This window comes from Micromonospora sp. NBC_00617 (genome assembly GCF_045161355.1).
Lineage (GTDB): Bacteria > Actinomycetota > Actinomycetes > Mycobacteriales > Micromonosporaceae > Micromonospora.
The window spans coordinates 4,755,626-4,767,868 of the sequence record NZ_CP107751.1 but is presented as its reverse complement, the minus strand read 5'-3'; the positions used below and the strand labels follow the sequence as shown (position 1 = coordinate 4,767,868).

General features: G+C 71.5%; 10 protein-coding genes and 2 pseudogenes. 10 read left to right on the top strand and 2 right to left on the bottom strand.

Annotation, left to right across the window (positions count from 1 at the left end; all coding sequences use genetic code 11):
• The first annotated feature begins 9 nt into the window (after window positions 1-9).
• From OG505_RS21885 to OG505_RS21865, 5 genes and pseudogenes are all read left to right on the top strand, one after another.
• Entirely contained in the window at window positions 10-846 is an 837-nt protein-coding gene (locus OG505_RS21885) for an ABC transporter permease (protein WP_405427093.1), read from the top strand.
• Between the two features lie 95 nt (window positions 847-941).
• Window positions 942-1,279 (top strand): annotated as a pseudogene (locus OG505_RS21880) (FAD-dependent oxidoreductase); the annotation flags it as partial.
• A gap of 399 nt (window positions 1,280-1,678) precedes the next feature.
• Window positions 1,679-2,452, top strand: coding sequence for a G5 domain-containing protein (locus tag OG505_RS21875; RefSeq protein ID WP_405434632.1), 774 nt, complete (start codon window positions 1,679-1,681; stop codon window positions 2,450-2,452).
• A 251-nt stretch (window positions 2,453-2,703) separates the two neighbouring features.
• Window positions 2,704-3,567, top strand: coding sequence for a hypothetical protein (locus tag OG505_RS21870; RefSeq protein ID WP_405427091.1), 864 nt, complete (start codon window positions 2,704-2,706; stop codon window positions 3,565-3,567).
• Between the two features lie 185 nt (window positions 3,568-3,752).
• A complete protein-coding gene (locus tag OG505_RS21865) occupies window positions 3,753-4,430 on the top strand; it encodes a hypothetical protein (RefSeq protein ID WP_405434630.1) in 678 nt (225 codons plus the stop codon).
• A gap of 21 nt (window positions 4,431-4,451) precedes the next feature.
• On the opposite strand, the pseudogene OG505_RS21860 reads toward OG505_RS21865, so the two are convergent.
• A pseudogene (locus OG505_RS21860) lies at window positions 4,452-5,081 on the bottom strand (aminotransferase class III-fold pyridoxal phosphate-dependent enzyme); the annotation flags it as partial.
• Between OG505_RS21860 and OG505_RS21855 the strand changes: the two are divergent.
• A complete protein-coding gene (locus OG505_RS21855; protein ID WP_405434886.1) occupies window positions 5,013-5,156 on the top strand; it encodes a hypothetical protein in 144 nt (47 codons plus the stop codon). The pseudogene OG505_RS21860 and the gene OG505_RS21855 overlap by 69 nt on opposite strands.
• A gap of 41 nt (window positions 5,157-5,197) precedes the next feature.
• Here the strand turns inward: OG505_RS21855 and OG505_RS21850 are convergent, their stop codons facing one another.
• Window positions 5,198-6,445, bottom strand: a complete 1,248-nt coding sequence (locus OG505_RS21850; protein ID WP_405427089.1) for an SUKH-3 domain-containing protein — start codon at window positions 6,443-6,445, stop codon at window positions 5,198-5,200.
• Window positions 6,446-6,523: 78 nt separating this feature from the next.
• Here OG505_RS21850 and OG505_RS21845 point away from each other — a divergent pair, with 78 nt between their 5' ends.
• Genes OG505_RS21845 through OG505_RS21830 form a run of 4 tightly spaced genes read left to right on the top strand, consistent with a single transcriptional unit; the run spans window position 6,524 to window position 12,177 of the window.
• Window positions 6,524-6,946 carry a YbaB/EbfC family nucleoid-associated protein gene (locus tag OG505_RS21845; RefSeq protein ID WP_405427087.1) on the top strand — a complete coding sequence of 141 codons (423 nt, stop codon included), beginning with the start codon at window positions 6,524-6,526 and terminating at the stop codon, window positions 6,944-6,946.
• On the top strand, window positions 6,943-7,275 hold the full coding sequence (locus OG505_RS21840; RefSeq protein WP_405427085.1) for a hypothetical protein: 333 nt from the start codon (window positions 6,943-6,945) through the stop codon (window positions 7,273-7,275). Before OG505_RS21845 ends, OG505_RS21840 begins: the two co-directional genes overlap by 4 nt.
• Before the next feature lie 16 nt (window positions 7,276-7,291).
• A complete protein-coding gene (locus OG505_RS21835; protein ID WP_405427083.1) occupies window positions 7,292-11,734 on the top strand; it encodes a toxin glutamine deamidase domain-containing protein in 4,443 nt (1,480 codons plus the stop codon).
• On the top strand, window positions 11,731-12,177 hold the full coding sequence (locus OG505_RS21830) for a hypothetical protein (protein ID WP_405427081.1): 447 nt from the start codon (window positions 11,731-11,733) through the stop codon (window positions 12,175-12,177). Before OG505_RS21835 ends, OG505_RS21830 begins: the two co-directional genes overlap by 4 nt.
• Window positions 12,178-12,243 lie beyond the last annotated feature (66 nt).

Below are 12,243 nucleotides of genomic sequence, written 5' to 3'. Positions count from 1 at the left end.
CAGGCCCCGGTGAGAGTGTCCCGCTGGCTGGCCGACCGCTGGGTGATGATCGTGGCGCTGCTGGTGCTGGGCTACCTGGCGCTGCCGATCCTGGTGGTGGCCGGGCTGTCGTTCAACCGCCCGTCGAGCCGCCTGTCGTACGACTTCAACGAGTTCACCCTGGACAACTGGCGACAGCCGTGCGCCACCTCCGACATGTGCGACGCGGTCGTCCGCAGCGTGCAGATCGGGTTCATCGCCACGGTGGTCGCCACCGTGCTCGGCACCCTGATGGCGTTCGCGCTGGTCCGGCACCGCTTCCACGGCCGGTCCGGCGTCAACGTGCTGATCTTCCTGCCGATGGCCACCCCGGAGCTGGTGATGGGCGCGTCGTTGCTGGCCCTGTTCGTCTCGGCCGGGGCGCCGCAGGGCTTCTGGACCATCGTCATCGCGCACGTGATGTTCTGCGTGTCGTTCGTGGTGGTCACGGTCAAGGCGCGGCTCGCCGGAATGGACCGGCGGCTGGAGGAGGCCGCCATGGACCTCTACGCCAACGAGTGGCAGACCTTCCGGCGGATCACGCTGCCGCTGGTGCTGCCCGGCATCGTGGCCGCCGCGCTGCTGGCGTTCTCGTTGAGCTTCGACGACTTCATCATCACGAACTTCAACGCCGGCACGACCGTCACCTTCCCCATGTACGTCTGGGGCGCCGCCCAGCGGGGCATCCCGCCGCAGGTCAACGTCATCGGCACCGCGATGTTCGCGATCGCGCTGCTGCTGGTCGGGCTCAGCTCGCTGCGCGGGAGGCGTGCTCGCCGCGCCGCGCTGCTGGCCGGCCCGGTGCCGCAGACGCGTCGCTCGTCATGACCGCCCCGGATGCGGACCGTCCGACGGGGCCGCCGTCATGAGCCTCCCTGGCCCGCCGGTACGGCCACCGGGTGCGGCTGCTCGACGCCGACGAGGTGCGCGCCCGCCGGGTCGTGCTGGCCACCAACGCGTTTCCGCCGTTGCTGCGCCGGCTGCGCGCGTACGTGGTGCCCGTCTACGACCACGTGCTGATGACCGAGCCACTCCGCCCGGCGCAGCGCGACGCGATCGGCTGGCGCAACCGGCAGGGGCTGGCCGACACTGGCAACCAGTTCCACTACTACCGGATCACCTCCGACGGGCCGCCGGACCCGTCCGCGCGGTCGGCATCAATCTCACCCGCCGGTCGACGGCCCGCGCCGATGCGCGTGCGGGCCGGCGTGACCTGTGGCTCCGTACTCTCGATCGTCTTGGCTCGGGGTTTGATTCCTGATGCGTGTCCTGCTCGTCGGCGCCGGTGGCGTCGGCTCCGCCGCCGTAGCCATCGCCGCCCGACGCTCCTTCTTCGAGACGATCGTGGTCGCCGACCACGACCCGAGGGTGACGGCAACCCGACAGGTCCACGTCGGACGGTGGCGTCCTTGTGGGAGGTGTTCAGAAGCTCGTGGGATGTGTCCGTTTCGCGGGTATTTCAGGGCCGGCCGGGCCGCACTATCGGCCCCGGCCTGCCGGGCCCAACGGTCAGTCGGCCGGCCGACTCGTCGCCCAACCGACGCGGTGGGCGGTGCAGGTCGCGCTCACCGACCGATCGTCACCAGGCGAACGGCGCAGGCAATCGACGCGACGGTGGATATTGCGGACAGTGGTTGCGACGACACTTTTCGGCGTGACGATGCAACCACCACCCGGGCCTCCGCATCCACCGCCGTACGGCCCCGGACCTCAGCCACCCGCCGCCCCGAACTGGTTCCGCCGCGCCAGCCCGGCCCACCGTGCCGCGGTGATCCTCGGGTCGGTGATGCTCTCGGTCCTGCTGATCTGCTGTGCCGGCACCGCCATCGTCGGTGCGCTGACCGGCGAGCCGGATCCCAAGCGCACCGGCACTGCTGCCGAGGAGCCCCAGCGACCCATCGTGGCGGCCCCTGCCGAACCGACGCAGGACGCGGCCGCCCAGGCCCAGTCACCGGATGCCGCCTCCTCGGCGACCTCGGCCGCACCGGCCCCCTCCAGCGTCGCGCCCTCCAGTGCCGCACCCTCGCCTGTGGTGCGGGTGACGACCGTGACGGAGCGCGCCGCCATCCGGCACGGCGAGCGCACGGTCAAGGACGCGTCACTGGCTGAGGGCAAGCGGGTCGTCCGCACCAGGGGCGTCGATGGCGTACGAACGCTGACTTACCAGGTGACCACGACCGACGGCGTGCAGACCGGCAAGAAGCTGGTCAAGTCCGCCGTGACGAAGCAGCCGGTGACCGAAGTAGTAGCCGTCGGCACCAAGAAGAAGTCGAACTGCGACCCGAACTACAGCCCCTGCGTCCCGATCGCCAGCGACGTCGACTGCGCTGGCGGCTCGGGAAACGGCCCCGCCTATGTCAGCGGAGTCGTGAAGGTCATCGGCGACGACATCTACGACCTGGACCGCGACAACGACGGCTACGGCTGCGACTAACCCCACCCCTAGCCCGAGCCCCGCGCCCCGCGCCCCGCGCCCCGCGCCCCGCGCCGATCTTGCACTTTCTGTCGTCGCATTGCGCCCCTATCGGGCATTTCTTCGACAGAAAGTGCAAGATCGGCGGGAGGGGGTGGGAAGGAGGGGGCGGGAGGGGTGGGGGTAGCACCGGGAGGGGTGGTTTGGGGGTTTTCCACAGGTCGGATTGTTTTCCACAGGTGGGACGGCTGGGGCTTCGTTGAGGGTCTCGGGTGGCCAGCCTGCTGGGTATGGCTAATCAGTTGTGGCGTACGGATGCGTTGGTGCGGGACCTCACCATCGGACGAATCCGTACGCGGCTCGATCGCGAGGAACTGCTTCGAGTCCGAAGGGGCGTCTATGCCGACCAGCCCTGCGATGAGGATGACGAACTGCGTGCGCTGATGCTGCGACTTCCCGACGGGGCCATGCTGGCGAGGCAGAGTGCTGCTCGCAGACACGGCTTCGGCCTCCTGCGGGAGGACCTGGTACATGTCCAGTTGCCCGCCACGGTGCCGAAGCCGCGCCTGCCCGGGGTCGTCGTACACCGGACGGTGCTACCCGTTCGACCGGTCCTGGTCAGGGGTCTGCCCTGTGTCCCCGCAGCCCGCTGCGCCGTCGATCTGGCACGCGCCGTTCGGCGGCTCGACGCCCTGCCGGTGCTCGACGCGGCGCTTCGATCGGGCATGGTGAGCCAGGATGACCTGCTGGCGGAGGTCTCTGCTCACGATGCGTTACGCGGGGTACGGCAGGCACGTCAGCTCATACCGTTGGCGGACGGTCGAGCCGAATGTCGGCAGGAGAGCCAACTGCGACTTGTCCTGATCGACGGAGGGCTTCCGCTGCCCGAGCCGCAACTGTGGGTCACCGACGGCTTCGGCATTCGGCTCTATCGGCTCGATCTTGGGTACCGGGAGCGGCGGGTCGGCATTGAGTACGACGGACGGTCGCACCTGGACGGCGATCGCCTCCGCTGCGACCGGGAACGGGTCAAGTGGCTGGACGCAGCCGGCTGGCGTATGCGCTACTTCACCGACCGTGACCTCTACCGCCGCCCCGAGTACATCAGAGCCACCATCCGGGCCGCCCTCGCCTAACCCCCCAGCGCGCCGATCTTGCACTTTCTGTGCCGACTAATGCCCGCAAAAGCGACATCCGGGCGACACAAAGTGCAAGATCGGCGAGAGTCGACGCGTGGAGGTCGCCTGTGTCGGGTGAACGGTTTTGCGCTGCTTTCCGTACCAGGCGGTGAAGGACACCACGGAGGACGGGAGTGACGGCGATGAGGGTGCGGCGCAGGCACGTGCTGGCGGCGACCGTGGCGGTGCTCGCCGCGGCGGGCGTGGCGGTGGGGACCGGGTTCGGTTTCGCCGACACCGCCCCGGCACGGAAGTCCGTCTGCTCCGGGTCGGTCACGTTCTCGGCGGAGGCCGGGGCGCCGGCGGCGACCAGCGACCGGTTCCCGGTGGGCACGCGGCTGCGGGTGACGAACCTGGACAACAACCGTACGGCCACGGTGACGGTGACCGGCCCGTCGGGCAGTTGCGTGCTGCTCAACGCCGCCGCCATGGAGTTGGTCCGCGAGCCGGGCAAGAACGTGATCCGCCGCAACGTGGTGGAGCGGCTGGACGGCGGCGTCGCGCAGCCCGCCGAGCCACCCGCCCCCGGTACGGTCCGTCCTGGTGCTGCCTCGCCCGGCGCCCCGGGCCCGGCGCCGCGCTCGGCCTGTTCCGGCGCGATCACCTTCTTCGCCGAGAACGCCGCGCCGGCGGCGACCAGCGGGCAGTTCCCGGTGGGCACGCGGCTGCGGGTGACCAATCTGGACAACAACCGGGCTACCACCGTGACGGTGACCGGCCCGTCGGGCAGTTGCGTCCTGCTCAACACGGCCGCGATGGACCAGATCCGCGAGCCGGGGAAGAACCTGGTCCGCAACAACACCGTCGAGGTCCTGCGCTGACGTGAGTGGAGGGGCCCGACGCGGGTTGCCGCCGTACGTGCCGCCGAATCCGCCGACGTGCACCGCGTCCATCAGCTCGGCCCGACCGGTCACCGCCGCCAGCGGCAGGCCACCGGCGATGCCCTTGGCCAGGGTGACCAGGTCCGGTTCGGTGCCCTCGTGCTGGCAGGCGAACCAGTCGCCGGTACGGCAGAAGCCGGTCTGGATCTCGTCGGCGACGAACACCACCCCGGCCGCCGTCGCCCAGTCGCGCAGCGCCGGCAGGAAACCGGGCGCGGGCACCACGAAGCCGCCCTCGCCCTGGATCGGCTCGATCAGCAGCGCCGCGACGTTCTCCGCCCCCACCTGCTTCTCGACCATCTCGATCGCCCGCGCCGCCGCCTCGGCGCCGGAAAGCCCGCCGTCGCGCAGCGGGTACGACATCGGCACCCGGTAGATCTCCCCGGCGAAGGGCCCGAACCGGTGCTTGTACGGCATGTTCTTCGCGATCAACGCCATGGTCAGGTTGGTCCGGCCGTGGTACGCGTGGTCGAACACCACGACCGCCGGTCGCTCGGTGGCGTGCCGCGCGATCTTGACGGCGTGGGTGAACCGCTCCACCTGCGCGCGGACCGCCTCGACCACCCTCGGCGCGGAGTTGCCGACGTCGGTCGGGAGGGGCTGCGCAGCGCGATGGACGACTACACCGAGGCGAGAGTCATGGTGCTGACCGGGCAGGCTCTCTAGGGCTGTTTCCTGAGAGCGGCCGGGCAGTTCTTATGAGACAGCTAGCTCGGGTCGGCCGGCCAGGTGCCGTCGTCGCGGACCCGGGCGGGGGCGCGGCCGAGCAGCAACGTGGTGAGCGCGGCGTCGATGGTGTCGCCGAGGAACCACTCGCCGGCCTGGTCGAGGGCGAAGACCCGGCCGCGCTCGTCGACGGCGAGGATGCTGTCCTGCTGCTCGGTGCCGATCGGAAAGAGTCGTACGCCGAGCACCGCGCCGAAGTCCGCGAGGGTGTCGGCGGTGTGCGCGATGGTGTGCGGGCGAATGTCGAAGCGCGAGATCCACACCTGCGCGCCCGGGCCACGCCGCGCGCCGACCAGGCTGGGGAACGCGGTCAGCGCCTCCACGGCGGCGGGAAAGACCTCGTGCCGGTGGACGGCCCCCGGCACGGCGGTGACGTCCCGCACGCCGGCGGCGGCCATGATCTGGTCACCGATGTGCGGTCGCCAGCCCGCCGCCACCAGCGAGTTGGCCACCTCGGGCGGAAAGCGGCCCGGGTCCGGGTCCGGCTCCGCCGGTGCGAGCCACGTCTCGGTGTAGGCCCGCGCCGACTCCGGCAGCACGTTGGCGCTCACCAGGAAGGAAATGCACGAGTCGCAGGGTCGTTCGGCGGTGCCACCGGCCGGGTCACCCGGCTCGCGGATCCGGAAGATCTCGAAGCGCGCCGCCTCCAGCAGGGTCGCCGCCTCGGGCCGCCCCATCGGCTCGATGCCCTCGGCGGCCCGGCGGTGGTCGTACTCGTGCAGCACGTCGGAGACCACGATCAACTCGGCGTGACACTCGGCGCCGCGGACCAGCTCGCCCGGCGGCCGCTCGTCGAGGTAGCTGCGGACGAGCGGGTGGTGGTTCAGCGCGACGGCGCCCTTCGTGCCCTGGGCCGTCCAGATGCGACCGTCGAGGGTCAGGTGTGCCACCGTGTTCGGCGTCGGCGCTCGACGGATCTCCCGGATCAGCAGGCTCGACGCGTCGACGGTGCGGGGAGCCGTCGGCCCGCTGGGCTGACTGCGCCGGTACAGATCGGCCACCACCTCGCTGGGCACGCGGGGCCAGTTGGTGACCTTTCCGGTCCGCCTGTCGATGACTGTCGTCGGCAGATCGCCGGGGATCGCCCGCACCCCGCCCGACACGATCGAGGTGACGACGAAGCCGAGGTCGAACTCGTCGACCACCGGGGTGCACTCGTGGCCGAGGCGCTGCGAATCCCGCCGCGCCCACGCGGACGCGAGCTGCTCGGCCTGCTGACGGTCGATCACACATCGAAACTACCGGACTACACGAATCGATGGCGGCCGGTATGGTCTTCCCTACCGACGGTGACGGGAGGAGCGGCGGTGAGCGAACGCGTGGACCGGGACGCCAATCGCGAGCTACGAGCCCGATTCGACGACGTGTACGGCCAGTACCAGCAGCTCAGATCCGGTCTGGACACTCTGCAGGCGCGACTCGCCCAACTGCGGGTGACCCGGCGCTCGCCGGACGGCCACGTCACGGCGACCGTCGGCGCGCAGGGGCGATTGGTCGAAATAGTCCTGGTCCCGGCGATCTACCGGGACCGCGACGCCGAGGCGCTGAGCCGGAAAATTACCGAAACGGTCCACGCCGCCGTGGCCGCCGCCACCCAGGCCACCCAGGACCTGGTCGCCGAGACCATGCCGGCCGGTGCCGGCTCGGCGGACTTCCTGCGTACCGGCGATTTCGGCGCGTTGCTCGGCCGCGCCGACGCCGTGCTCGGCCGGGGCGAGGGGCCGGCATGACCGACGCTCAGCTCTGGCTCGACGCGTCCCGGGCTCGGCGCGGTGGTGCCGACCTGGCCCTGTCCGGCAAGGCGGTGACGGCCAGCCGGGCAGCCGAGGGCGGTGAGATCGAGGCCGCCAGCGGCGCCCGCCCGTGGGGGCGTGACGACATCGGCGCCGCGTTCGAGCGGAGCTACCGGGGCATCGAGCAGACCGTGCTGCGCGCCTGGGCGGGTGTCGGGCAGCGGCTCACCGAACTGGGCGCCGACGTGGTCAGCGCCGTCGACGCGAGCGTGCAGACCGACCAGAGCAGCGCCGCCCGGCTCGACCGGGCCGCCGACCAGCGCTGACGGCGGGTCGATCCGGATGAGCGTGCTGCCCAGCCCGATCCCGCACCCGCTGGACTACGCGCCCTGGGACGTTCCCGGCTGGATCTACGAGGCCCTCGACTGGGCGGTCGGCGTGCAGTGGCCCGAGGGGAACGAACGGGCCGTCTGGGACGTCGCCGACCGGTGGTACGCGGTAGCCGGCGTCCTCGCCGGTCCGCACGCCGACGCCGCGGCGGCCGCCACCGAGGTACGCAGCGGACACGGCGGTGTCGGAGCCGTCGACGCCGCGTTCGAGGCGGCCTGGCGTGGGATCGCCGAGGGCGATGACGCGCCCCTGCCCGTGCTCCTCGCGGTCACCGCCGACCTGGGCCGCCTGGTCGAAGAGTGCGGCTGCGACATCGAGGGCGCCAAGCTCGAAGTCTGGATCGAGCTGGGCATCCTCGTCATCGAGCTGCTCTCGGTGGCGGTGGCGGCGCTGCTCACCGCAGGTGCCGCATCCCCGGCCGCCGGTGCGGCCATCACCGCCACCCGGCTGCTCATCCAGCAGATCTTCAAGCGTCTGATGGGCCAACTGGCGAGCAAGGCTCTGCGGCGCGGGCTCAAGGAGGCCGGTGAGCGCGCCGCCAAACAGATCGCCAAGGGTGGCGTGCGCGGCCTCGCCAAGCGAGCCACCCGGGAAGGGCTGGAGGAGGCGGCCGAGGAGTCCGGGATCAGCCTGGCCACCCAGGCGTACCAGAACTCCACGGGCCGGGCACACAGCGTGGACCTGACCGACCTGGGCGGGTCGGCGGTCGGCGGGCTCGCCGGGGGAGCGGTCGCGCCGCTTGCCGGCCTGGGCCGCCACGCGACCGGCCGCGCCGCGCGCATCGGCGAGCACCTGGGTCGGGAGATGACCGGCGAGATGTTCGCCGAGAGCGCCGCCAGCATCGCCACCGGGCAGGGCCTGGCCTCGGTGGAGGACGCGGTACGCGCCGCCGCGTCCGGTGCCACCGGATCGGCGACCGGGCAGACCGACCACGCCCTGCAGGCCCGGCTGCACGCGCAGGCCAACGCCCTCGCGGGAGCGTCCTTCACCGGCTCGCCCCTTCCGATCCCCACCGCGCCTCCGGTGGATGCCCCGCCCCCGGAACTCGCGGCGTCTCCAACTCCGGCGTCTCCAACTCCGGCGTCTTCAGCCCCGGGGCCGCTGTCTGCGGTTGTCCCAGGGCCCGGGGTGGCGGATGTCGCCCACCAGCCGGGGGCGGACGTTGTCGGCTCGCCGGTGTCGACAGCATCCGCCGCGACGTCGTCGGGCGTCGGGCACGGCACGAGTCCGGCGCTCTCCGCTGTCCCGGCGGATCCCACGCTCTCCGCTGTCCCGGCGGATCCCACGCTTTCCGCTGTCGCGGCGGATCCCACGCTCTCGGCCGTCGCGGCCCCGGGACCTTCTGCTGCCGCGGCCGATCCCCTGCTCTCGGCGGTCACCGCCCCCGTGGCCGGCGCCGTTGACCCGAACGGCGGGCCGGTGCCGGGTGCCGGGCCGGCGCTCGGCGCGTCGCAGGGGATCGCCTCGGGTGCGGTCGCCCCGGGCGCCAACGGCACGGTTGCCGTGCCCCCGTCGACCGGGCCGTCGTCGGCTGCCGTGCCCGTGTCGACCGGCCCGTCGTCGGCTGCCGTGCCCGTGTCGACCGGCCCGTCGTCGGCTCCCGTGCCTCTGTCGACCGGCAGATCGGCGGGGGGCGTTTCCTCGTCGGCGGCGGCGAGCACGGTGGGGCTGGCGACGCCGGTCGCGTCCGCCGGTCCCGCCTCGACCGTCGCCTTCGGAACGGCCTTTCCATCCACGTCCAGCGGTACGACGCCCGATGCCGCCGGCAGGCCCGGTGGGGTCGTGACCGGAACGGGCGGTGGCGCGGTCCCCGGTGCGGCGGTGGGCCGGCACGCCGCACCCACGCGATTCTCGACGCGGGAGGCGCCCGCGCCGGCCCGCGTACCCCGTCAGCGGGCCCGCGGCCGGGCCTCGGTTCCCGTCGACGTGCTGGCGTTCGGCGATCCGTCGGTGTCCGTGGCCGAGAACGACGGGTACGCCGCCCGGTGGGTGGCCGAGGCGGAGGCTGCCGAGCGGCGGCGCTACCAGGGCCACTACGAGTCGCAGCGCACCGGCTTCGAGAACAATCGCCGGCAGGCCGAGGCCGCCCGTCTGCGGACCCGCGCCGCGGAGCACGACCGCAGGGCTGTCGAGTACGCGAGCTACGCCCGACAGTTGCACCAGGCGGGGCACCGGCAGTGGGCCGACGGCTGGCAGCGGGCGGCGAACGACGAGACACGCGCGTACGCCCAGTGGCGTGACCTGGCCGACGACGTGCTGGTGGGCATCAGGGCGCCGGCGGTCGTGGACATCGCCGACGGTGCTTTCGCGCTCGCCAACAGCGACGTGGGCGCGCTCGCGCTGGGTGCGGTGGAGACCGCCGGCTCGTCCCGGCTCACCGGCGACGACGTACCCCCGCCGATCGACGACTCCCGGCCGTACGGGCAGCCGGGCGGGCTCCGGCCGCCGCTCGCCCTGCACCAGGTCGACGTCGAACGGCAGATGCCCCGCGACCTCGACGGCGCTGTCCGGCGTACCGCCGACCCCCGCTTGGGCGGCTGGTTCCGCCTTCTGAACGACGGCGGCCCCCAGGCCGACGCCACTCGGGGCATCAACTGCCTGGACTGCACCCTGTCGCTGTTCGAGACCTGGGTGCACGGGCGGCCGCGGGTGTCTGCGCCGCGCACCTTCGACGGCTACCTGAACGGCGACACCCGACGCCCGATCCGCGGTGAGGCGGGTGGCCCCGGCCGGGTGGAGGACGTGACCGGCGGCCGTTTCCAGCGCGTCCTCGCCCCGCCATCGGGGCAACGGGCACACCCGGCGCAGGCGCGGCAGGCCGCCGACCGGGGGTACGCCAACCTGCACGACCAACTGCTGCTGGGCGGCCACGGCAGCTACGCGTTCCTGATCACCGAGTGGGCGGGCGGCGGCTCGCATGCCTGGGTGGCGCTCAACCAGAACGGCACGGTGCTCTACGTCGACCCGCAGACCGGCCTCGTCCGGGACCGGCCGCTCTACCCCGACGTGGTCGGTATCGACGCACTCGCGCTGGGCGGGGACGGCCGGCCGATGCCGCTCGGCGGGTTGCCCCGAGGCCGGTTCAGTGAACGTCCCGACCTGCCGACCCACCCACCGGCGTACGACGACGGCGGCCATGGCGACCCGTACATCAACCGCATGCACCTGCTGCTCGATGGCCCGGGTTCGGTGCCCGATGCCCCGAGTGGGTCGGCCGGTCCGGCTGCGGACCAGCCGACGGCGGGTCGCGACACAGCCGAGGTGCTCACGCTGGCCGACAGTCTGGACGAGGTCTTCTCGGCCGGGGTGAGCCCGGGTGAGTTCGCGAGAGCGGTGGATTCACCGACCCTCCGGCGGTTGGTGCCCAGCCTCGACGACGCGGCCGCGCAGGACGTGTCGCGGCTGTTCACCGACGCCCGAGTCCGCGACATGCTGGACACCGCCCTGCGAGAGCCACCCGCCAGCGAGCCGAAGCTGGCCGAGACGTTGGTCCGGCAACTGGCGCAGGCGCCGGACCTGGCGCGGATCATCCTGGCCACCCCCGAATTGGCGACGTCACTGACCGCGCGGCCGTTGACGTTGCATCACCTGGCGAGCCACCAACAGGCCATCGACGCCCTCGCCGACGTGCTCGACGACATCGCCCAGCAGGAGGCGGCAGGGCCGGAGGCAGCATTCGCCGAGGTGTTGCCTGAGCCGGAACCGACACCTCTCACTGCCGATCAGCTAAGGCTCAGCGCTAGCCTTCGCGCACCTCAGGGACCTGTTGCGCAGGCTGGATTCGACAGACTTCGCCGCGCTGACGCTGCCTACCGCAAGCGTTACCTCGATGATCTCTACGGAGCGGCCGCCGTGGCGCAGGCCGACCTGAACCAGCTCGCGGAGTCTCTGGCCTTTGTCGATGGTCGTCGAGTCGGCGAGCCAGGCTGGCGTTCTCGGCCCAAGGATCGACGCAGAGCAGAAGACAAGGTGAACAAGCGGCAGGGTGATGCGTCGACGTTGCTTGACCTTGCGGCCGCGAAGATCGAATTCGGCTCTCTCGACGCGCTCTACACGGCGCTTGGCCGAATGAAGGACAACCCGGACGTTGTCGTCGTGAGCTGTGAAGACCGCTTCCTGTCGCCAATGAGTAGCGGCTATCGGGACGTGCAGCTCGTACTGCGGATGCGTAACGGTCATCTTGCTGAGTTCCGTCTGCACCTGGCTGCTATCGACGCTGTGGCAGTTTGGGAGCATGTGCTGTATGAGGTGCGGCGCGACATCGAGGCGTTAGCTCTAGCCGAGGACAGGGCCTTGACGGCACGCGAGCGAGCCATTACCGAGGGTGTGCGCCTTCGTGAGCAGCGGCTGTTCTGGCAGGCGTTGCTATCGACCTACGAGGAGAAGTCCGGATGACCAAGGCGCCCGGCTCGGCCCTACCCGCCTACTACCTCTACCACCAAGCGCCTGTGAAGATCGTGGAAACCCCGGAGGGCGGCGCTCGGGTCTGGAGACTCGCCATCGATTCAGGAGGGTGGCACGAGAAGAACGACATTTTCGCGGAGATCATGCTGGCGGTCGGCGGCGATATCTTCCGCCGTGCCGAAGCGGATTTTGTCCAAGAAGTAGAGGCTTTCCGGGCGCATTACCTGGAAGGTGACGGCCCTATCTTCGCGCTCTACGAGACGGTCCGGTCTATCCAGGGTGTGGCAGATGCCGAGGGGCGTCGTCTGACGCCGAAGGAGCAGGCTCTGATCCGGGGGATTCGCCAGCGGACGTTCGTGATGTTCGAGGAGCAGCTTCGCGCAGCCGGCGATCCGGGTGCCGACCCCGAGTTGGCGACGGGCCACGCGACGTGACGCAGGGTCGCCGTCGTCGCGTTCGCCTCTCGTCGAGGGCGCAGGCTGGCGGGCGGCGCGGACGGT